The organism is Neglectibacter timonensis, assembly GCF_900048895.1.
In the GTDB taxonomy this organism is placed as follows: domain Bacteria; phylum Bacillota; class Clostridia; order Oscillospirales; family Acutalibacteraceae; genus Acutalibacter; species Acutalibacter timonensis.
Window position 1 is genome coordinate 72,700 of the sequence record NZ_LT160640.1, and the last position, 22,292, is coordinate 94,991.

A 22,292-nucleotide genomic window follows, 5' to 3' on the forward strand; every position below is an offset into this window, starting at 1 on the left:
GATTTCAGCGATTACAAATCTTTTCTCCGTCAAAAATCAGCACGCCGAAGCCTTCCCCAGTCTTTTTGCCCTGCAACAGGTACTCCTTGAAGGCGCGCTGCATAGATGTTTTTTCCGGGAGCTGGGAGAGCGGTCTTTGGTAATCTCCGCCGAACACCCGCCAAATATCGTGGAATTCCTCTTCTGTGCGGGAGGAGATGACGTCGAAATCCTTTTGAAAACTGAGTATGTTGGAGGAAGGAGAGAGAATCTGCTGATAGTCAGGGTACAGAAGCCAGGAATCGCATACGCAGACCAGCGGGCCGCCGTTCAGCTCCTCTCTGAAAAATTCGTAGGCAAGACGGTAGGAGGCGAGACGTGCGGCTTCCTCAAAAGGCTCGCCGCTTGAAGGAATATGTACGCTCTTTACCGGGTCGCCGTGCTTGATGGCGTACCCGTTTTTTATATAAGGTTCTTCCCAGGCATAGGTAGTGTTTTCATATTCCAGCCTGCCCAGCTTGAAAATATCGCAGGTGTAGAAGATGGGGTACCAGAAGGAGACAAAGTTTCCCCAGACCCCCTGAACTTCACGGCATTCCAGCAATTTGTACTTCAGATCCTGAAAAGTATTCCAGAAGATCTCTTCACTGAGGCCGGCTTGCGCATAGGCCTCCCGGGTGGGAACAGCCGCCTCGATCAGAAACAGAAGCCAAACCGTGTAAGGGGAGACTGAGGCCCGCTCGCCGATATCCAGGATCAGCGGACTGGTGAGCGGCATGCTCAGCTCGTTCTCATAGAAAAATTCCACCGCGCCGTCCAGCGCCGCCTCCTGTCCACTGGCTGCAAGACTGTCTGCACAGCGAAGCAGTTCTGTTTTGGCCTCTTGGGGAAATCCGGTTTTCTCCATCATAAGTTCGAGAAAATCCCTGTTCATACAAATTCTCCATTCCGCCCGGATACGGGCAACCGATTATTTTCCGATCTTTTCCGTGTCGATGACCAGGTTGACAGGACCGTTGTTATTGACCAGGACGTCCATATGGGCGCCGAACTCGCCGGTCTGTACCGATTTGACGCCCAGCGCCCTTGCCTGCTCCACAAAGCGGAGATAGAGCTGCTCCGCCGCTGCGGGAGGGGCGGCCAGATCAAAGGAAGGCCTGCGGCCTTTTCTGCAATCTGTACCTAAGGTAAAATTGGATACCACCAGCAGCTCTCCGCCCACATCTGCAAGTGAAAGATTCATCTTATCGTTCTCATCGGTAAAGATGCGCAGGCCGAATACCTTTTCCGCCAGAAAGTCAGCCTGCTGACAGGCGTCTCCTTTCATCACTCCTAAAAACACAACGAGGCCGGGGCCGATTTTACGGGTTTCCTTCCCGTCAATGATGATTTCTGCGCAGTGAACGCGCTGAATGATTGCTCTCATATGAATAGTTCCTTTCACAGGTCTGCAATGTTCCGCGGCGTCCGGATATTGGAATCCGCACCTTTTTGCTAGACTGTTCATTCCAGTCGATTTTATCATAATCCATAAAAAAGGTAAACCGTTTTCTTATCTTTGCTTGCCAAGTTATCCGGACGCTTGCACGGTGTGAGCCTACCTGTTATAATGAGGCCAGAAAGTAAGGCGGCGGAGAGAATCTGCAGTCCCGAAAAAAGCCGCAAAATGGAGAAGGAGGACAAAGCTATGATCTACGAATTGAAAAAAGGCGGTCTTACGGCGAAGGTGGACAGCCTGGGTGCTCAGCTTATCTCGCTGCAGGCAGAAAACGGGTTTGAGCACATCTGGGTGGGGGATCCTAAGTATTGGCGCGGCCAGGCGCCGGTGCTGTTCCCCATTGTAGGTGCTTTGCGGGAAGGCAAAACGAAGATTGGCGGCGAGTGGTATGAAATGGGGCAGCACGGATTTGCCAGGAAGATGGAATTTGCACTTGCCGGGCAGACCTCGGAGAGTGTTTCACTGCGGCTCTCCTCTGATTTTGAGACAAGAAAGCAATACCCCTTTGAATTTTCTCTCACAGTGACCTATACTTTGACAGATCTGGGGATTGACACGGCTTTCACTGTAGAGAACAAAGGGGAAAAGGTAATGCCGTTTTCCGTCGGCGGGCATCCTGGATTTAATATTCCGGTGAACGAAAAAGCTGCGTTTGAGGATTATACCATTGTGTTTGACAAACCGGAGACACAAAATTGTCCGCTGATTGATACCTCCTGTGCGCTGATCGACGACAAAAACATAGGTTTCCGGATGAAGGGAGAGCGGGAGATCCCGCTGCGTCACGACCTGTTTTACGGCGATGCGCTGATCTTTGAAAATCTCAATTCCGAGAAAGTTCAGATCGTGAACAAGCATACCGGGAAGGGTGTGGAAATGACGTTCTCGGGATTTCCGCTGTTCGGCATCTGGTCTGCCAAAAATGACGGCCCCTATGTGTGCCTGGAACCCTGGACTGGTTGTGCTACCCTGAAGAGTGAGGGCGATGAATTTGACCAAAAGAAGAACACCACTTTTTTGCCTGCGGGAGCTGGGGCGGATTACGGCTTTTCGGTTAAAATTCTGTAAGGAAAACGGGCAGATGTGTTTGGAGGCGGTTCACGTCGGAAACAAACGGTGCTTCTGTAATGTTCCCGATGGAGTGAAGCGTGGCTAATACCAGTTTCTTCCAAACAGAACAAGCCGATTGGAGAGAGGCGTGAATAACGATGATAGACCTGAAGCAGCTGCAGCGGGAAGTATATCAAAATAAGGTAGAGAAAGGCTTCAATATTACAGACATCTGCAGGGAATTTTGTTATCTGCAGGGAGAGCTGGCAGAGGCCTTCGAAGCTTATGACCGGCGTGAGCCCGGTTTAGGCGAAGAACTTGCCGATGTGGCTATTTATCTGTTGGGACTGGCTGAAATCCTGCATGTGGATTTGGAAAGTGAAATTGTGCGCAAAATTGAAATTAACCGAAAGCGGAAATATGTTACGGAAAACGGCGTGCTGAAAAAGGCGGAGGGTTGACAGGGAGCATTCCAGCAGAGGCTTTCCTGGAAAGTGCCTGGGGAGTGACGGCCGTTTCAAAAATCGGGAGCGGAGCCATCTGATAAGAAATGGCCCGATTTTTGTTAAAGAAAGTTATGCCGGAAAAAAGGGTTAAAACCCCGGACTGAAGAAGTACTGTTCATGCACGATCAGGTATGACCGTGATGAAACTCTATTCTCTGAATATATTGTGAGTCGGCCTTTGCTGACGGATAAGCCGCCCGAATGAATCGGGCGGCTTATCTTTTGCCGGAAGGTAATAAAGGTGGTTGAACTTATTGTATAGATGGGTTGACAAATTCATTTTATTGCAGTAAAATGAGGATGCTGTTTTACTGCAATAAAATGAAGGGGCGAAAGCTATGACAGAAATGAAGCTGTTTGATTCAGAACGAAAAGTGATGGAATGCCTTTGGGACCAGGGGGATTTGAGCGCAAAAGAGCTTGCGGAGCAGCTGGAGCTATCTGTGGGTTGGAGCAAGCCCACCACCTATACGGTGATCCGCAAATGTGTGGCAAAGGGTGCGATTCTGCGCATCGAACCGGGATTCCTCTGCCGGGCCCTGGTCACCAGGGAAGCCGTGTGTGAACAGGAAACCGAGGAATTGATCCGCCGGAATTACGGCGGATCAGCGGACCGGCTTGTGGCATCGCTGCTGGGTAAAAGAAGGTTGTCTACCGAGGAGCTGGAGCGTGTGAAGGATTTGATCCGGAATTGGGAGGACTGACATGCTGTCTTTGTTGGAAATGAGCGTTGCCGGGGCGGTGATGATTTTGGCAGTGATGGCAGTACGGATTTTTGCTGTCAAATGGCTTCCCAAGGTGACGCTGCGCCTGCTGTGGATGGCAGTGCTGTGCAGGCTTCTTATGCCGCTGCGTGTGCCCTCTCCAACGAGTATTTACGCCGCGGCGGAACGCTTTGGCAGGATGGCTGGCAAACCGGGGCTGCTGCTGGAAGGCCGGGAGTCCGTTCAGGCAGCTGCACCCAATCCTGGGATTTCTCCTTTTATCCTCCTATGGGCGGCGGGAACTTTACTGTTAGCGTTCTATTTCGTGTATTGCCATATGCGCAGCCGCCGGGGATATCGGGAAGCGCTTCCACTGGAGCATCCTTTTGTCAAAGCGTGGTTGGAGCGCCACAGATTACGCAGGCCGGTACGGGTGCGGGTTTCCGACCAGATCGGTTCTCCGCTCACCTATGGCATTCTGTGGCCGGTCATTCTTTTGCCAAAGAATCTGGATTGGGAGGATACACGCGGGCTGGGCTTTATCCTGGCACATGAAACAGCGCATATCCGTTATTTCGACGCACTGGGGAAATGGCTGCTGGCTGCGGGGCTTTGTCTGCATTGGTTTAATCCCTTGGTCTGGGTGATGTATCTGCTGGCTAACCGGGATTTAGAGCTATCCTGTGACGAGGCTGTTGTACAGGAATACGGGAGAGATGCGCGGGCTTCTTATGCACTGACACTGGTGGGGTTGGAAGAGCATCGCACAGTTCTTGCACCGTTGGAGAGCAGCTTCAGCAGAAACGACCTTACGGGACGCGTTACCTCTATCCTGCGTTCTCATCAGATAACAGCGGTGAGTGTGGGGTGTGCACTGATACTGGTCGCTGTGGTGGCAGGAGCGTTTGCCACCAACCCCCCCGGAGAGAACGAAGATCCGGCGAGTCTTACAGGCCTGCAAAACGCCGGCACAGTGCAGGAAACCGATACCAGCGAAATGACTACAGCGGTAAGAGCGGTGGAGGGAGCTGCCTTCCTGCAGGATGGGGATGACATCAGTAATTGGCCTGAAAGCTCGCAGGAACAGTATGATTATGTGTTGGAAGCGCTCTTTCTGGATGGTTATGAAGAGCTCTCCATCGCTGAATTTAACCGAAAGGTCAATGCGGCGCTGAATGCGGAGCATTCAGGCCATTTGATGGAACTGTACGAAATTGTTTTAAATACCTTGAAGGAAAGTGATCCGAAAGCGGCTTTCCTGCGCAATACAGTGGGCGCTTCCATGCGGGAGTATTATGCCAGGTTGGAAGAGGTATATTCCGGCAGCCGGACGGATCCTGAATTCTGGGGAGAGGCGAAAGCTTACCGTAGGAATAAGGTGCTTGGAGAAAGGATGGAGTCCGGCGTCCTGGCACAGTACTGCTTTACTTACCGCATCTTGGATCAGGATTCTCTCACCGTGGGGGAGAGAGATAGATTCTTGCAGGCCGTAATGTCAGCTGCACAGAACACGTTGGAAGAACAGGTAGAGAAAAGCGGCGGAATCGAGGCTTTCCAGCAGGCACTGAAAACTGCAGCGCTGCAGGTATCCGATGGAAAAATTGAATTCACCGGCTGCCAGGTGGAGGGTGTGGAACTTCTGTATGATTCCGAATGAAACAGCGGACAGTAGGAAAGAGAGGCATTTCATGTTCAAAAGGACAGAGGATTTTCGGTTCAAAGAAAGAAGGGTTATTCCATGAAAAAGCACAGTACAATGCTTTCGTCTCTGATGGTGGTTTTGGTGCTGATCCTGACCGGCTGCAGAGGGCTTCCGGCCGACAGCAAACCGGCTTCTGTGTCGGCGTCTGGTAAAAGCGGTTGGAACAGGAATTGGAACGAAAAAGAAAGCAAGTATACCAAAGCTGACTACGAACTGGCCTTGTCCTTCCGGAAAGAGAAGTATGAAAATCAGAGCGTGGAACAGTTTAACCGCCAGGTTATGGATTGGGAGAATGAAGAAGCTTACCACGCAACGGAGGAGGCTTTTGAAAGGCTTTCAGCCAGCCTGCCTGAGGAAGATGAGAATGCAAATTTCATTTTTCGGACCTTGTTCACCTCTTGGCGGGAATGCGAAAAGAAGCACTATAACGCCTGTGCCCATAGCAGGGCGCCTTGGCACAGCGGCTGGATAAACTGGGAAGTTACCGGCGATATTTTTGGAGATCGGGTAGTGCTGGCAGGCGGGTATTCGGATTTCAGCTTCAATTACAGTATCCCTGAGGAGGATAAGCTGACCGTCGGGGAACGCGACGCCCTGCTTCAGGGCGTGGAAACCTCCATGGAAAAATTTTTGGCAAGTCAAGGAAAAGAAAAGCTGGCAAAAGAAGAAACCATGGAAAAAGCTTTGGAAAAGGAGCTGAAGCGACAGTTAGAATCGTTGGGCGGCGGTATCCGATGGGAGGGGGAGCTGAGCTTAAATTATTGGTGGAACCAATCCTGGGAGAACGCCGGTACCACAGCGATACAGGAGGGCGGCAGCATAGCCGTTAAGGAGGAATGGAGCACGAGCGGTGCCTACACCCCTGAACAGTATCAACTGGCGGTGAGAAACCTGAAATTTGACGGCTATGAATCGATGCCGGTTGCGGAGTTTAACCGCAAAATCCATACGGCGCTCACAGAGGCGGCGGAGGGTGCAGAGAAAAACCTGGAAGAGCTTTTGACAGCCTATGAAATGCTGCTTTCTTCCCTGCCGGAGAGCGATCCCAATTATTCTTTTTTTCATGAAACCATTCGGAATTCCCAAAATGAGTACGAGGCAAAATCGTGCGAGGTTTATACCGGCCGCATTACAGACCCGGAGGTATCGGATTCCTGCTATGAAGAAGTAAAGGAAGATGTATACGGAGATCAGGTAACTGTAGGGGCTGCGGAGGTGGAGTATTGTTTTACGTACCGCATTCTGAAGGAGAACGAACTCACTGTAGCTGAGAGGGATTCTTTCCTTCAGACAGTTCGTCAAAAAATGAGGGATCAGCTGAACGTGGTTTTGTCGGGCGGCGGGGAAAGTTTTGGTAGGGACAAGCTTCAAAAGGACTTCGAGGCGGTAGGAAAAACGGCGGGTTCTGAAAAAATCCAATTTACCGGCTGCACCGTACAATCCTGCGAAGTATATCGCTGAACAAAAGGCGGAATAAAGGAGATTCCATGGAATCAAAGCAGCCGCATGGCAGCGGAAGAATCCGTTTTGCCCTGCGGCTGCTGTCCTGCCTGAAGGATGGCGCACAGATGTGGACGAGCGCGCTATTTTTCCCGCAGGTTTTTGGGCGGCATCTGATAATACTGCTTGAAAGCCCTGGAAAAGGAATAGACGCTTTCATAACCCACCAGATTTGCAACATCCTTGATCTTGATAGAAGGATCCTCCTCCAAAAGCCGCTTTGCCTCGCGCATGCGGACACTGGTAATATATTCGGAAAAGCTCTGTTGGGTCTGCTCCTTGAAAAATTTGCTGAAATAGGTGTAGCTCATATTGACGGCACTGGCTACGTCATTCATGCTGATTTCCTGATTGTAATGGCCCTCGATATATTTGATGGCAGTTGAAATAACATACTGTGCCTTGTCAGTTTCTTTTTCGCTCTGCTGCTGCAGGCGATAGTGGATTTCCTTAAAGTAAAGCCGGATTTCATCCAGACTGGCAAAATCGCTGAAATGACGGGGCTCCTCCAAGTCCATATGGAAGGCAGCGGCTAAATCCTGTGCCTGGGTGAGATAATAGGTGTAGAAATTTCGGATGTCAGCCAGGGTGGCATGTGTATCGTGAAAAAACTCATATGTAAATATTTCATTCAGGAAGACATTGATCAATTCGAAATTCCGGCTTTGAAATGCACTTTGGATTCGCCTGATATATTTGGGGAAAAGCTCGGAAGAATAACGTGTGGAATCCTGACGGTCTGCGGCTTTGCTCATCCGTACGGAAAAGCGTTCCAGCAGCTGGTAGGAGAGGGTATGCCTGGCCTGATGGAGAAGTTCAGGATACTCCTCCAGAGAAAGCCCACGCTGGCTGACCGCACAGCGGCACTCCATTTTCCGCGACGCGGCAAAGGCGCAGAATTCCTCTAAATAGGAGCGCACGGCAGAATCCTCTGCAGCGGTATTGAATAACAGGACGTTTACCTGCCTTGTGTCATATAGATGGCAGGCCAGTAAGCCGGCATTTTTTTCTTTTTCCATGCGGAATTCCTGGAACAGCTGGACAAAGGAAACAGAATTGTCAGTTCGGAATGCTGCCGCATAAAAATAGGGGAAGGTCAGCTCTTCCGGGATATTCCCCGCTTCAGCCAAATTGCCCCGTTCCAGGGCGCTGCAGTATTTTTCCGTTCGGTAGTCAAGCGTCTGCTTTCTGCGCAGCGCCATATCCTCTTGAGAGTTTCTCTTCGTACGGATGTTCTCAAGGCATTTGATCAGGATTTCTTTCAGCTGCCGCAGCTTGACCGGTTTGAGCAGATAGTCCACCACACCGCTGAGCATGGCGCTGCGCATGTATTCATAATAGCTGTAGCCGCTGAGAACCACCAGCTGAACATCGGGATATTCTTTTGAAACTGCTTCGATCAGTTCCAGGCCGGATTGGTAGGGCATCTGTACGTCGGTAATCAGGATATCAACTTGCTTTTTCTGCATCATGCTATAGGCCTCGTATGCGGAATTGGCTGTGATTACCTCATCCAGGCCAAGCTGGCTTTCCTGATTCACCAGGTCGATTTTCAAACGCATTGCATTGCACAAAAGCGGATCGTCGTCTACGATAAGTGCGGTAAACAAGCTTTTCCCTCCTGACGTTAAAGTTTCAGAAATAAGAATACGCTGGTGTATCTTTCTTTCCGACTGTTCACACGCAGACCGCCGGTGTTATTGTAAAAGAGGTGAATCCGGTCATTGATGTTCTCCAAGCCGATCCCTTTTTTCTTTGTTTCATATTTGAGGGAATCTGCCCGGTAAGGCTCTTCAAACCTCTGGTTCATGGCATTGACCTGTTCTCGGCCGATGCCATGCCCGTTATCGCGGATACGCAGGATTAAAGTACCTTTTTGGCGGCGCGCCCCAATGACCACCATGCGCTGTGCCTCCGCTGGTTTTCCCTCAAATCCATGGACAAAGGAGTTCTCCACAATGGGCTGAAGCAGAAAACGCAGTACCTGTATCTCGAGAAGGATTGATGAAATATGGGTGCGGAAAATTACGGAATCCCCATAACGGCAGCGCTGTAAGTTTACATAATTTTCAACATAATCCACTTCATCCCGCAGGGAGATGAACATGCGGGTAGTGACGGTGTTATAACGGATCATCTGAGCAAAATCACAGAGATAATCGGCGATTTCGTATTCTCCGTTCAGTGTGAGCTTGCCCACAAACAGATCCAGAGTGTTGTAGATAAAATGAGGGTTGATCTGCAGAAGAAGAGCCTGAAGCTGCACATCCTTATAAGCGGTTTCCTTTTGGATGTTTTCCTGCATCAGCGAGTGTACCTTTTGCAGGGTAGCGTTGAATTGCATACCGATTTCCCCGATTTCATCCGGCTGGTCCACCTGTAGGGAACTTTGAAAGCCCGAGGCGGCAATGGTTTCCATATCAGAAGCATAGCTCTGCAGACGGGATGTAATGGAACGGATAAACGCATAGAAGATAAAGAGGAATACCATGGACAAAAGCCCTACCAGAAAAATAGTCAGGAAGGAATTTTGCAGAAGGACATCCTGTTCTGAAGAAGCAAGCGCCAGGCCAAAACGCAGGGGGAGCCTGCTTGGGGAGGAGCCGGTGAGATAAAGGGTGGAACGGTCTAGAAAGGGTTTCTCCTGAGAAACGGCCGGAAAGACAAAATCCTTTTGCAGGACGATGTTCGCCATATAGGGCCGGTTTTCCTCATCCAACAGGAAAAAAGCGGTGTTCGGCTCACGGGACTGCAGGTATCCGGAAAACAGAGTGGATGATTTAATCTGCACAATGGCGTAACCGACAGACTTACCGTAGGGAGAGGTAATGTTCTGAATATAATAAAATTTCTGTGAGAGATAATTGTCCAGTGAGTTTTGTGACAGGTTTTCCGGGGAGAAATACCATTTTCGGTCCTTTTCAGCTTCAATGAAATCCCATAACTCCGGTAGAGCAACGTCTGATTTATGAAAAATCAGATGGAAATCCTGAGGGATGGTATTGTTTCCAGTGACGATCCAAAGATGTTCGATAAAAGGAGAGATGGTGTTCTCAGCGCCCAACAGCAAAGGAAGGACCGTCTGGGTATACTCTTCGAAAGAAGAAGGGCCGGCAAAAGACCGGGATAAAAAGGAGATTAGGCTGCCGTTGGTGGTAAGGGATTGGGTAATGGTCTCTACCGAATCCAGTTTTTCGTTGACATCCTGTTCCATATTGCCCAAAATGTAATTTCCATTTTGAATAAGCTGCTCATTGAATTGTTTGGTAAAGGAGCTGAAATTATAGGTGAGAAGAATCACCAAAGGCAGTAGAATCAAAGCCAGAAACCCAAGAGTAATCTTATGGGAAATTTTCATGTTATGAAAACAGGATAACATAGGAGAAAACCTCCTTTTTTGTGGAATTTGAGAGGTAAGGCAGTTCAGCACTATTATATCACGCGGAAGAAAAATATCAAATGCAGGAAGTTCTTGCACAAATCAGAAAAACATGTCACAATAAAAAAAGTTGTAGCCGGCCGTTATCTCAGAAGAGATAAATAAGGCTATTTTTCATCGAAGCGATGAAAGTGAGGAGGAAAGCTTTGATAAAGGGTGTGTTTTTTGATCTGTTTTTTACCTTAATTCTTCCCCGCTATCCTGCCGACAGAAAAGAATGCGATGTGTTGGGAATGTCTGTGGAGGAATGGGAACGGTATGCAGAGGAGGAGAACCTTTACCGGGAGCGTGCCTTGGGCATGGTGAAGTCGGAATCCGAAATTCTGGAGCGCATCACGTCGCAGATACCGGTCCACATCACGCCGGAACAAAGGGCGGAGGTGCTGTCAAGGCGGGAGCGGAGAATGCGGTCAGCTTTTTTGGAAGTCCCGGAACTGGTGCTTGAGGTTTTGAATGAGCTTCGAAAAAGCCATATAAAAATCGGCCTGATCAGCAATTGTGATAGAATTGATATCAAATTCTGGGATCAATCAAGGCTGGCTGGATTTTTTGACGACGCAGTTTTTTCCTGTGAGGTGGGGCTGCTTAAACCGGACGAGAAAATTTACAGGCTGGCGCTAAACAGGCTGGGCCTGAGAGCTTCGGAATGTGTGTTCGTGGGGGATGGGGGCTCGGATGAATTGAAAGGCGCGAAAAAAGCCGGGATGAAAACGGTGTTTTCAGAAGCGCTGCTCCAAAAGACAAAAAGGGAACAAAGGGAATTGATGGCTTCTGCCGATGTCCATATCCAACAATTTGACCAGCTGCTAAGAATTGTTTCGCACAGCGTCCTGTGAGGAAGAAAGGAGGCCAATGCTTCTTATGAAATGGAAATATCTGCCCATTTGGAAGAAAAACAGGATTAGGCAGTATTGGGTTCTGGCCTTTCTGTTGTGCCTGCTGCTGAGTTTTTCCCTGCTTTTTGCCTCCCGGTATTACGGCGGAAGCGCAGCCCCTTTCGAATTGTTGGAAAACGACAGGGAAGACAAACTTACCTGGTATTTTGTGACCAAAAGCGGCAGCACCTTTGAAGAGGACCTTTCCCTGCTTCCCTCGGAAAAAGAATTGACCGAGCTTGCCGGAGTCCCAGTGCAGCGTGAGGTGTGCACGGCAGATAAATTCCTGAATCTGACGGCGGCAAACGCTCCGATGGATGTGCTGACTTCCTGCTATACAGACTCCAAACTCAAACGGTTTGAGACATCCGGCAGAGTCTGGAATTTGGAATTGTTGGCGGAGAAAAATTTACATGGCTTCAACTTTTCGGAGTCCTTTATTGAGTGGTGCGGGAATACGAAGAATGATGTTTACGCGTATCCACATACGAAAACTGTAACAGAGGAGGATAAGAGTCCCTCGTCCGGTGTGGCTATGCTGGTACAGAAGGAAAAAAAAGAAGAATATTTTTCTGCATCTACAACCTTTGGAACGAAAGAGGCGGTGGTGGATGCCCTCAAAGTAATTCGGAAAAATGAACCGGATATGGTTCCCTGTTATCTGGACCTGACGTCTCTGCAGCAGATGTTCGGCGCTAGAATTGAGGATGAGGATGGAACGTGGCAGGAAAAGTTTTTTGAACCTGAGACTCTGGAAGGACTGCAGTATCTCAACAGGCTCTATCGGGAAAGGATGCTTCCCCAGGAGCTTTTCACCCTGACGGAAGGCGCCTTGCTGTCTCAGCTTCGGGAGGGAAAGGTTTTTCTCGTTTCCACAAGGGATCTGTACTCTATCCTGCAATGCCTGCCGGAGGATGACCTGGTCTGGCAGAACTATGAGCCTGCAGGACCTATCCGTTCCGATTCCGGAAAAATATTTCAATTCAGAAGGAATTACGACGAGCAGTATGCTTCCACGATGTTTTTCCTGGACAGCTCTTATGAGTCTGTTCAAGCCAGGCTGTTGATTCGTTTCTGTGTGTGCAATATGGATTTTTCGCCGGTACAGCAGGAAGCTTTGGTACGGTCAGGCCTGAGCCAGTGGGTGAAGCATCTCCCAAGGCCTGAACTGGAGAAGGATGCTTTTCATACCTTTGCGGTTCCTACCATCCCTTATGAAATTTTATTTTCCCACTATGCAGATACAAGGTTGGCTACCATTTACGACCGCACGGAAAATTATCGGTCCGCTCAGATTATCAAGATGGTGCTCAGCAGTTCGCCGGAAGAAGTAAAACGTATCTATAGTGAGACTCTCCAGGAAATGAAGAATGGAGATTATGAGCTTTTGGAAAACTGGAAGGAGAACCGGTACCAGAAAGCCAAAGAGCTGGCGTCATCAAATCAACAGGAAGCTGTACCGAAAATCACGGATTCCGGAGAATCCTGACTAAGTACAGCAGAAAAGAGTGGGGAAGGGGCGGCTGATAAATTTGACGAAAACGTTATTGTGGTACTGGTTTGCAAGAAGTACCATGAGCTGCTGCGCCGGGAGAGCCGGTTTGTGAAGTGTATTGGGAAAAATTTTCTCCTGCAGCTTAAAAGGAAGAACCCCGGGGATTTCGAGCAGGGAAAAAAGCTCTTCCTGTTAAGCTTTTCAGGCAGTTCTGTGATAGTTCCGGTATAGATTTCGGGTAAAAAAGAGTGCAAAGCTCAGCTACAGCAAAATCAAAAAACACCGCTCGCCGTCGATCAAGACGGACGAGCGGTGTTTTTTTGGTTTATTGAGACAAGGCTGTAGGAATGAGGTGACGACAAATCAGCCAAAATATTTTTTAAAATATCCCGTTTCTAGGGATTGTGCAAAAAAAGAGGGCAAATAATGTTAACAAATCGTAAATTGAATCATTTTTTTATCCTGATTTGCCATCTATAATTACTTCCAGCAAAAGAGGAAAGGATGAGAAAATGCATGGCGGCTAAGATTGTTGGACAGAAACTCAGCGCCAAAGACAAATTCAGAAAGAATTGCAAGGGGATCCGCCGGAACTGGCAGCTTTATCTGCTTCTGGTACCTGCGGTAGTGCTCCTGTTTTGTTTCACCTATATCCCGATGTACGGTATCCAAATTGCCTTTAAGGATTTCGTTCCAAAGCTGGGAATTGAGGGTAGCAAATGGGTGGGATTTGAACATTTCCAAACCTTTTTCAATTCCTTCCAGGTAAAATCCCTGTTTACCAACACCATTACCCTGAGCCTTTACAGCCTGATCGCCGGATTCCCCTTTCCCATTATCCTTGCTTTGATGATGAACCAGATCCGGGTAAAGCGCTTTAAGCAGACGCTGCAGGTGGTTACCTATCTGCCTCATTTCATTTCCACGGTGGTCATGGTGGGCATTATGCTTATCGTGCTCTCGCCAAGCAGCGGATTATTCGGCAATATTGCGCGGATGTTCGGTGTAATTGATCCGCCGAACCTGATGGGGCAGGCCGGGGCTTTCCAGAGCATCTATGTGTGGAGCGATGTTTGGCAGCATGCCGGCTGGGACAGCATCATCTATATCGCGGCCCTGGCGGCGGTGGATCCCTCCCTCTACGAGGCCGCCACGGTGGACGGCGCCGGAAAATGGCAGAAAATTAAATACATAGATATTCCCTTCCTGCTGCCCACCGCTGTAATCCTGCTGATCATGCGCGCCGGCAACATCATGAATGTAGGGTTTGAAAAAGTCTATTTGATGCAGAATCCGCTCAATACCATGGTAAGCGAAATTATTGCCACTTATGTCTATAAAATCGGTATTATCAGCAACCAGTACAGTCTTTCTGCCGCAGTGGGACTTTTTAACAACGTGATCAATTTCATCCTGCTTCTGCTGGTCAACCAGGTTTCTAAAAAAATGGGCGATACCAGCCTGTTCTGAGAAAATGAACCGATATTTTTTGGATGGGAGAATCATGTCATGGCAAAACTGAAATCTATCAGACGGCAGGTTACCGGCAAAGACCTGGCCTTTAACATTGTGCTTTACGCAATCTGCATTATTATTCTGCTCATTGTGGTCTATCCGCTCTATTTTATCGTCATCGCCTCCTTCAGTAACCCTACCGAGGTTGCCAACGGTAAGGTATGGCTTTGGCCCAGCCAGTTCACGGTGGATGGATATAAGGAAATCCTGCGGCACGCAGAAATTTGGGTGGGTTATCGCAACACCATCTTCTACACAGTGGTCGGTACGGTGATCGGCCTGGCAGTGAACATTCCTGCTGCCTATGCCCTGTCCCGGCACGACCTGGTGGGCAGGAAGATAATTACCTTCTTCTTTATTTTTACTATGTTTTTCAACGGCGGCCTGATCCCTACTTATTTTACCATTCGGGATTTCGGCCTTTACAACAGCTTCTGGGTGATGGTGCTGCCCTTCTCCGTGGTGGTCTATCATATCATCATTGCCAGAACCTTCTTTGACAGCAGCCTTCCTCAGGGGCTTTTGGACGCAGCGCAGATTGACGGATGCAGTAACCTGAGATTTTTCTTCCAGATTGCCCTGCCGCTTTCCAAAGCGGTGCTTGCTGTAATCGCCCTGTATACGGCAGTGGCGCAGTGGAATGCCTACTTTAATGCCCTGGTGTATATCAAGGATGACGGGCTAAAGCCTCTGCAACTGATTATCCGGAACATCCTCATCACTAAACAGGCGATAGCTGGAACAGGCGACGGTCTGGCTGCCCAAGAGGCCAGAAGGCTTTCTGAACTGATGAAATATGCGGTCATTATCGTCACCACAGTTCCAATTATGTGCGTATACCCCTTTGTGCAGAAGTATTTTAGCAAGGGCGTTATGATTGGAGCCATTAAGGGCTGAGACCTGACTACTATTCCTGTGACACCGCGTTCTGGTTTGGATCCAGCCTTTGCCGGAACGCTGTCAATAGATCCTGACAAAAAGGAAATTTATGAAATGAGAGGAGAAAACTATGAACCATTTATGGAAAAAGGCCGGCGCTCTTCTGCTTACCGCGGGACTGCTGACCTCCATCCTCGCCGGCTGCGGCAACAACAATAACGGCAGCAGTGAGGCAAGCAAAGAAACGGAGAGTAAAGCAAACTCTTCCGCCTCGACTTCTTCCGGAGCGGAAGCCGGAAACGAAAACTTTAATGAGACCGGTTTCCCCATTGTCAACGAAAAGGTGACCCTTTCCTTTGTGTATGTGAAAAGCGCTAACATGCGCGACCTCAACGAGAACGCCATGTTCCAGAAGCTGGAGGAGACCACCAACGTACATATTGATTGGCAGTATGCCGGCGACGCTGACTGGCCGGAGCAGAAATCCCTTCTGCTGGCATCCGGGGATCTGCCCGACGTGTTCTTCGGCAGCAATACGCTGAAGGATATGGACATCATGACCAACCTGGATTACTTTGTCCCGCTGGAGGACTACATCGACAAATACTGCACTAACCTGCAGGCAGCCTATGAAGCGGAGCCCATCATGCGTAAGATGATCACCTCTCCCGATGGTCACATCTACACGCTTTCCAGAAAGCTGCCTCTGCGGCCGAAGGGCTGCGACGTACCTTTCATCAATCAGAAATGGCTGGATAACCTGGGCTTGGAAATGCCCACCACGGTAGATGAGTGGTACAATGTACTGAAAGCTTTCAAAGAGCAGGATGCAAACGGCAACGGCGATCCCAATGACGAAGTTCCCCTCACCGGATGCGGCATGTTCGACTGGATCCGCTATACCAATGCCTGGGGCATCACGGACAGTCTGGAAGAGAACCTGCTGGCCCTCGACCAGAAGACTAAGAAGCCCGTCTTTATTCCTGCCGACGAGCGCTACAAGGAGTGCATTGAGTTCTTCCACAAGCTGTATTCCGAGGGCATCATGGATCAGGAATTCTTTACCCAGGACGGTTCCATGGCAGATGCCAAACTGAAGAATGAAGAGGTTTCCCGAGTAGGAACCGGTATTGCCTGGGAAGTAAAGTCCCACACCAATCCCCACTCCGACGAATATGTGGTCATGCCTCCTTTGGCCGGCCCCAACGGCGACCGCTATATCCGCGGCAACGACGCTACCATTATTTATGGCCGCAATGAGTTCACAGTCACTACAGCCTGTGAGTATCCAGAAGTTGCCATGCGTTGGGCAGATGCCTATGCGGACGACGACATCTCTGTGCAGTCTTACTGGGGACCCTACGGCGAAGTATTGGATAAAGCCGACGACGGCACAATCACGTTCCTGGATCCTCCTGAAGGAAAGAACGGCGACGGGTGGTATTGGGAAGTCACCTGCCGCGACCATGGCCCGAAATATATTAGCCCCGAAACCGAAGCCAAGATTGTTCTGCCCGAGGGCAGCGGCGACGGCGCCAAGCTGGAGTGCGACGAAATTATCAAAGACTTTGTTGCCGAGCCCTATCCGCTGGTCAACTACACAGAAGAGCAGATGGACGAGATCTCTAAGCTCACAGTGGATATTTATAAGTACGTCGAGGAATCCTGGGCAAACTGGATTGTCAACGGCGGCATTGAGAACGATTGGGACGGTTACATTGCCCAGCTCAATCAGATGGGACTCGAGCGTCTGATGGAAATCTATCAGGAAGCTCTCGATTCTTACAACAGCGCCAGCTGACGAATTGCGCGTTCAACTACACTTGCTATAGATACGATTCGATGACGGAGCCCGGGAGTTTATTCCCGGGCTCCCGATTCCAATCGGAAGATTAGACAACAGTGATTCTGTGGGAGGAAAACAGTATGGAGAAAAAAATTTGGAGAGTAGGCAGTGTCGGCATCGGCGGAATTTCCAGGGGAGTCCATCTGCCCGGAATCGAAAAAAGTCCGGATCTTCAGCTCGTGGCAGTCTGCGATATCCGTCCGGAACGGATGGAATATGCCAGGGAGAAATACGGGATTGACGAGGCTCATTGCTTTGCCGATTATCATGATTTGATCAATTGCCCGGACGTGGACGTTATCGACATCTCCACCAGCAACAATGCCCATTTTGAGGTGGCCAAGGCAGCTATTGAGGCGGGAAAACCCTATGCAATTGAAAAGCCTGTTACCATGACGGCGGAGGAAGCGGATATCTTGGCCCGCATGACGGCCGAAAAGAATTTGAAAAATATGGTTTGTTTTTCCTATCGCTTCAAAGCGGCGGCCCGCTATATGAAGGATATCATCGCCCAGGGCTCTATCGGTCAGATTTACCACGTGTACATGCAATATCTACAGGCGGGCGGCGGCCCGGAGTGGGACCTGCCCCGGTCTTGGCGCTACATCAAGGAGCTTACAGGGACCGGCGCGCTGGGAGACCTGGGGTGTCATGCCCTGGATCTGGTCAGCTTTGTCACCGGGAAAGACTATGTGAAGGCGGTAGGGCATGCCGACACCTTTACAAAAATGAGAAAGTTGGAAGAGGGCGAAGGTCTTGGAGAGGTGGATGTGGATGATTTCTGCAACTACCTGATGGAAATGGACGGAAAGACTGCTGCCGATTTTGAGATTACCCGGTTTGCCTATGGCCGCGGCAACTACCAGCGTTTGGAAATCTACGGCAGTAAGGGCGCCGTGGTCTACACTTTGGATGCAAAAGCACCCGGCGTGGACGAAATTGAGGTGTGTATCGGGCCGGTAGTGGGCAGGGCAGGTTCCTTTACCACAATTCCCATCCCTGAAAAATACCGGGCTGACCAGATGCAGTCTTTTGCCGATATTCTCAATGATACAGGAGACGGCATGGCTGCCACGATTAAGGAAGGCTGTCATATCCAACATGCTCTGGAGAGCATTATCCGCTCGGCGGAGGAAGAAAAGTGGCTGCCAGTTTGACGGTAATGTATTGAAAAAGGAGTTTGAAGGAGGGTCGCCGTTCTTTTCATTCAGAGCGGTGACCCTCCCGTATTTCTTGGATGGAAACGGAGCGGCTGCATTGAAAAGAACGGCTTTCTGTGCTATCATGACAGAAAAGCACTGGAGAAAAAACGGTTGAGGGAGGATGACTCAGGATGATATTTGAAAACCCATTTGTTGCCGGATTTTCTGCCCTGCCAATGATTACGGGCGGGAAAAGCAGGGCGGTTAACGCGGAAAATCCCAGAGGAGAGAAGGGCCGGGGCGGTATGGCTTCCAGCGGGCTTGGCCCTTCCAGAAAGGGATCTCCCTGTCTTGGGGAGATCAAGCCGGGGGAGACCGCCACTTTGGCAGAGATTGACGGACCCGGCGTGATTCAGCACATTTGGATCACCGTTACCGACAAAACCAGTGATGCAGACTGTTTTGTCCTGCGCGACCTGGTACTGCGGATGTACTGGGACGGAGAAGAGAACCCCTCTGTGGAGAGTCCGCTGGGCGACTTTTTCTGCTGTGGCTTCGGGCGGGGATGCGTGGTAAATTCCATGCCAATCGTGGTCAACCCGGCCCGGGGATTCAACAGCTATTTTCCCATGCCCTTTGGGAAGAAGGCAAAAATAACGGTGGAAAACCAGCATAAGAACAGTGTGCCGGCTTTTTTCTATCAGATTGACTACTGTCTTTATGAGGCGCTTCCTGAAAACACAGGATATTTTCACGCCCAGTGGAGACGGCAGCGGCTTACGGAAAAGCAAAAGGATTATGTGGTGCTGGACGGTGTACAGGGCCGTGGACAGTACATTGGCACCTACTTAGCCCTGACAACCTTGGAGCGTTATTGGTGGGGCGAGGGGGAGATGAAGTTTTACCTGGACGGAGACTTGGAGTATCCCACTATCTGCGGTACCGGCACAGAGGATTATTTCGGCGGGGCCTGGAGCTTTGCCTCTCAGGAGGATGGGAAAACGGTGGAAAACACCTACTGCACGCCGTTTTTGGGGTATCCCTATTATTCTCACCATGACGATTCCGTCCATAACGATTACCACAATGACGACTGCCCGCCCATGCGTGGGTTTTACCGCTGGCATATTATGGACCCCATTCATTTCGAAGAGGATTTAAAAGTGACGCTGCAGCAGATCGGCGTCTGTCACAGGGGGTTGTTTGAGCGTCAGGACGATGTGGCTACCGTGGCCTATTGGTACCAGGCGGAGCCTCACGGGGCGTTTCCCCTTTTGCCTGACAGAGAATACCGCTGGCCCCGGTAAATGGACAGGGCCGCTTAGCGGGGTAGGTTTTTAAGGAAAAATGGGAAGGGCGGAGAGACCAGACGTCTCTCCGCCCTTCCCGCAGGAAACATATTTTGTATGCAGAAATTACGTGGCGCCAACAGGAGGTGTCCGCCTATGATACTCAGCGCCAGCAGAAGGACAGATCTGCCATCTCTCTATCCGGAATGGCTTTATAATCGGCTCAGAGAGGGCTGTGTGATTGTGCCCAATCCCTATCGTACAGGGCACGCTGTAAAACTGATGTTTTCGCCGGAAACGGTGGACTGTATTGTATTCTGGACAAAAAATCCCATACCCTTGGAACCGTACCTTTCCCGAATTGAGAGGCTTGGTTACCCAAATTACTATTTTTCCTATACCATTACAGCCTTCGGAGGAGAAGAGGAACCGAACCTTCTTCCTTTGGAGGAGAGGCTGGAATCGTTTCGACGGCTGAGCCGGCGGCTTGGCGCAGAACGTGTGGACTGGCGTTTCGATCCGGTCCTGATCAATGAAAAATATTCAGTCGAATGGACAGCGGAGCGTTTCGGCGTTCTTTGCAGGGAACTGAACGGTTTTACAAAGCGTTGCATTCTCAGTTTTGCCGACCCTTACCGGCATCTGAAAAATTCCGTTCCCCCAATGAAGGAGGAGGAAATCCAAGAGGCGGCAAAGGCGCTTGCTGCGGAGGCGTCCCGTTGGAATTTGCCGCTTGTCACCTGCGCGGAGGAGATGAATTTGACCGGGTATGGCATACATCCCGGAGCCTGCATCAGTCGTGAAAAATTGGAAGCTGTCACAGGCAATCAGCTGAAAGTGAAAAAAGATGCCGGACAACGTCCCGCCTGCGGCTGCGTAGAAAGCTATGAAATAGGCGCTTACAATACCTGTGTAAACGGCTGTTTTTACTGTTATGCAACCAGAAACCGTGATGCGGCAAGACGAGTTTATGCGGCTCACTCTCCCTTTTCTCCCGTTTTGGGCGGTATTCCGGGACAAAATTGGATTTTGAATGAAAAAAATCCGCCTTCCCTGCAAACAGGGCAGATCGCTTTTTGAGAGAATCTGCGGCAGGGATGGCGGAGGATCTTTTGAAAGAAGTCCAGCCTTTCTGTCTTACACGAAAACACACTGAATCAAAATCATATAGCAAATAGTTCCTGCGCCGACGCTTAAGAGAGTATTGCGTTTCCAAAGGTGCAGAAGCACCACCGCGGCGATGGAAATCAGTTCAGGGATCCCGCTGGGAAAGGCCAGCAGGTTGACGCTTTTTAGGCAATACACGATCAGCGTGGCAATGATGGCCGGAGGCAATACATTTCCAAGAAACACTACGATTCTGGGAACTGTCCTCTTTCGCCCAAACAGAACAAAGGGGACCAGCCGGGTGGCAAAGGTGCAGAGGGCGGCTATGGCGATTGTGGCAATGGACATACCGGTGCTCATGACCCAGCCCCCTCTTTTTTATGAGATTCGGGTTCTTCCATTTTATTCTGTACCAGGTTCCGGCAGGCCATCAGTACGGTAACGGTGACGATGAGCGATGGCAGGATGAAGTTGTCCGGACCCAATACCAGAAGAAAGAACGCCGAGATGCATAATCCGGTGACCGCAGGCAGATGAGATTTGAAGTCGAACCACTGTTCTATAAAAAGAACAACAAACAGCGCCGTCATGGAAAAATCGATTCCCGTGAAATCCAGAGGCAGGAACTGCCCCAGCAAAGCGCCCAGTACACCGCCTAAAATCCAGTAAATGTGATTGAAAAGGGCAATCAGGAACATTGCTTTTCCCTCTTCCACATCCTTCTCTGGCTTGACAGAGCAGAGCACGGAATAGGTTTCGTCTGTCAGGGAAAAAATCATGTAGATATATTTACGGCCCGTTTTTTTGAAACGGTCTAAAAAGGAAAGTCCGTAAAACATATGCCTGCTGTTGATAAGAAGCGTCATGGCGGCTGTCATGGGCAGGGAGGCTCCGCCGCTGAGCAGGGATACCAAAAGGAATTGCCCGGAACCGGCAAACACGGTGAGGCTGATCAAAAAGGCCCAGATAAAGTTGTAGCCGGCATGCTGAATCATCACGCCGAAGGCTGATCCCAAAAACAGATAACCGCACATCACAGGCAGGGATTTTTGAAATGCGTACTGTAGCGTTCTCTTTTTTGTCAAGATCCCATCTTCTTTCGCATTGTCTCAGCTTTTTTGACAAAAGGCCGGAGCTATTATAGCATGGAAGGCAGGAGTAAAGTCAAGAGCTGATAAACCGGTTGCAGCGTGGGATACTAAATGACAGCGGATTTGCAAAAGGAGGTTTTGGCGATGGATGAACAGGCATTTTACAAGGTGACTTATGGGCTTTATGTGGTGTCTGCAGAGGCGGACGGAGGACGGAGCGGCTGCATTGTTAACACACTTCAGCAGGTCACTGCGGAGCCCATACGGCTGGCGGTGACAATAAGCAAGGAAAATTATACCTGCGAACTGATCGAACAGGCGGGGCGTTTTGCAGCAGTGGCATTGGACCAGCGGGCAGACCTCCCGTTAATTGGCAGGTTTGGTTTCCGACAAGGACGGGATTTTGATAAATTTTCCGGACTTCCCATAGAACGGGATGAAAACGGCATGCCCTATTCCACAGCTGCGGCCTGTGCGCGTTACAGCTGCCGGGTGACGGAAACCGTAGATCTGGAAACTCACCTGATGTTTGTGGGGGAAGCCGAAGAGGCTGAGATTTTAAGCGAGGAGAATCCCTTGACTTACACATATTACCGAACGGTCATCAGGGGGAAAACACCAAAAAATGCGCCTTCCTATCAGCGAAAGGTATAACATCGATGAAAAAGAAACTCC

General features: G+C 49.9%; 20 protein-coding genes. 14 read left to right on the forward strand and 6 right to left on the reverse strand.

Annotated elements, in window-relative coordinates; genetic code table 11:
* Positions 1-4 precede the first annotated feature (4 nt).
* Both BN3911_RS09180 and dtd read right to left on the reverse strand, forming a co-directional pair.
* Positions 5-913, reverse strand: coding sequence for an acyltransferase domain-containing protein (locus BN3911_RS09180; RefSeq protein ID WP_066864553.1), 909 nt, complete (start codon positions 911-913; stop codon positions 5-7).
* A 36-nt stretch (positions 914-949) separates the two neighbouring features.
* Positions 950-1,405 carry a D-aminoacyl-tRNA deacylase gene (gene dtd, locus BN3911_RS09185; RefSeq protein WP_066864556.1) on the reverse strand — a complete coding sequence of 152 codons (456 nt, stop codon included), beginning with the start codon at positions 1,403-1,405 and terminating at the stop codon, positions 950-952.
* 261 nt (positions 1,406-1,666) lie between these two features.
* On the opposite strand from dtd, the gene BN3911_RS09190 reads away from it, so the two are divergent.
* The 5 genes from BN3911_RS09190 (at position 1,667) to BN3911_RS09210 (ending at position 6,900) form a co-directional block, all read left to right on the forward strand.
* Positions 1,667-2,545, forward strand: coding sequence for an aldose 1-epimerase family protein (locus BN3911_RS09190; protein WP_066867691.1), 879 nt, complete (start codon positions 1,667-1,669; stop codon positions 2,543-2,545).
* Between the two features lie 140 nt (positions 2,546-2,685).
* The gene (locus BN3911_RS09195) at positions 2,686-2,988 is read left to right on the forward strand and encodes a nucleoside triphosphate pyrophosphohydrolase family protein (RefSeq protein WP_066864559.1); all 303 of its coding nucleotides are present in this window, start codon (positions 2,686-2,688) and stop codon (positions 2,986-2,988) included.
* A gap of 383 nt (positions 2,989-3,371) precedes the next feature.
* On the forward strand, positions 3,372-3,737 hold the full coding sequence (locus BN3911_RS09200) for a BlaI/MecI/CopY family transcriptional regulator (protein ID WP_066864563.1): 366 nt from the start codon (positions 3,372-3,374) through the stop codon (positions 3,735-3,737).
* Between the two features lies 1 nt (position 3,738).
* Positions 3,739-5,394: a M56 family metallopeptidase gene (locus tag BN3911_RS09205; protein WP_066864566.1), complete on the forward strand. Its 1,656-nt coding sequence runs from the start codon at positions 3,739-3,741 to the stop codon at positions 5,392-5,394.
* 81 nt (positions 5,395-5,475) lie between these two features.
* A complete protein-coding gene (locus tag BN3911_RS09210; protein WP_066864569.1) occupies positions 5,476-6,900 on the forward strand; it encodes a hypothetical protein in 1,425 nt (474 codons plus the stop codon).
* A 122-nt stretch (positions 6,901-7,022) separates the two neighbouring features.
* Here the strand turns inward: BN3911_RS09210 and BN3911_RS09215 are convergent, their stop codons facing one another.
* A complete protein-coding gene (locus BN3911_RS09215; protein ID WP_066864571.1) occupies positions 7,023-8,549 on the reverse strand; it encodes a helix-turn-helix domain-containing protein in 1,527 nt (508 codons plus the stop codon).
* A gap of 17 nt (positions 8,550-8,566) precedes the next feature.
* Positions 8,567-10,318, reverse strand: coding sequence for a sensor histidine kinase (locus BN3911_RS09220; protein WP_066864575.1), 1,752 nt, complete (start codon positions 10,316-10,318; stop codon positions 8,567-8,569).
* A gap of 206 nt (positions 10,319-10,524) precedes the next feature.
* Between BN3911_RS09220 and BN3911_RS09225 the strand changes: the two genes are divergently transcribed.
* From BN3911_RS09225 to BN3911_RS09260, 8 genes are all read left to right on the forward strand, one after another.
* The gene (locus BN3911_RS09225) at positions 10,525-11,214 is read left to right on the forward strand and encodes an HAD family hydrolase (RefSeq protein ID WP_187127718.1); all 690 of its coding nucleotides are present in this window, start codon (positions 10,525-10,527) and stop codon (positions 11,212-11,214) included.
* Between the two features lie 25 nt (positions 11,215-11,239).
* Positions 11,240-12,742, forward strand: coding sequence for a type 2 periplasmic-binding domain-containing protein (locus tag BN3911_RS09230; protein WP_147578572.1), 1,503 nt, complete (start codon positions 11,240-11,242; stop codon positions 12,740-12,742).
* 522 nt (positions 12,743-13,264) lie between these two features.
* The gene (locus BN3911_RS09235; RefSeq protein ID WP_066864589.1) at positions 13,265-14,218 is read left to right on the forward strand and encodes an ABC transporter permease; all 954 of its coding nucleotides are present in this window, start codon (positions 13,265-13,267) and stop codon (positions 14,216-14,218) included.
* A gap of 39 nt (positions 14,219-14,257) precedes the next feature.
* Entirely contained in the window at positions 14,258-15,160 is a 903-nt protein-coding gene (locus BN3911_RS09240; protein WP_066864591.1) for a carbohydrate ABC transporter permease, read from the forward strand.
* A 112-nt stretch (positions 15,161-15,272) separates the two neighbouring features.
* Positions 15,273-16,943 carry an extracellular solute-binding protein gene (locus tag BN3911_RS09245; protein ID WP_066864593.1) on the forward strand — a complete coding sequence of 557 codons (1,671 nt, stop codon included), beginning with the start codon at positions 15,273-15,275 and terminating at the stop codon, positions 16,941-16,943.
* Between the two features lie 125 nt (positions 16,944-17,068).
* Complete coding sequence (locus BN3911_RS09250; RefSeq protein ID WP_066867693.1) at positions 17,069-18,145, forward strand: Gfo/Idh/MocA family protein; 1,077 nt, start codon at positions 17,069-17,071, stop codon at positions 18,143-18,145.
* Positions 18,146-18,321: 176 nt separating this feature from the next.
* On the forward strand, positions 18,322-19,437 hold the full coding sequence (locus BN3911_RS09255; RefSeq protein WP_066864596.1) for a glycoside hydrolase family 172 protein: 1,116 nt from the start codon (positions 18,322-18,324) through the stop codon (positions 19,435-19,437).
* Between the two features lie 138 nt (positions 19,438-19,575).
* Positions 19,576-20,499 carry a DUF1848 domain-containing protein gene (locus BN3911_RS09260; protein WP_066864599.1) on the forward strand — a complete coding sequence of 308 codons (924 nt, stop codon included), beginning with the start codon at positions 19,576-19,578 and terminating at the stop codon, positions 20,497-20,499.
* Between the two features lie 57 nt (positions 20,500-20,556).
* Here BN3911_RS09260 and BN3911_RS09265 read toward each other — a convergent pair whose 3' ends face one another.
* Both BN3911_RS09265 and BN3911_RS09270 read right to left on the reverse strand, forming a co-directional pair.
* The gene (locus BN3911_RS09265) at positions 20,557-20,886 is read right to left on the reverse strand and encodes a branched-chain amino acid transporter permease (protein ID WP_066864602.1); all 330 of its coding nucleotides are present in this window, start codon (positions 20,884-20,886) and stop codon (positions 20,557-20,559) included.
* Positions 20,883-21,611 (reverse strand): AzlC family ABC transporter permease, encoded by a 729-nt coding sequence (locus tag BN3911_RS09270; RefSeq protein ID WP_338086362.1) that lies wholly within the window; start codon positions 21,609-21,611, stop codon positions 20,883-20,885. Before BN3911_RS09270 ends, BN3911_RS09265 begins: the two co-directional genes overlap by 4 nt.
* Positions 21,612-21,761: 150 nt before the next feature.
* Here BN3911_RS09270 and BN3911_RS09275 point away from each other — a divergent pair, with 150 nt between their 5' ends.
* Positions 21,762-22,271, forward strand: a complete 510-nt coding sequence (locus BN3911_RS09275; protein ID WP_066864608.1) for a flavin reductase family protein — start codon at positions 21,762-21,764, stop codon at positions 22,269-22,271.
* Positions 22,272-22,292 lie beyond the last annotated feature (21 nt).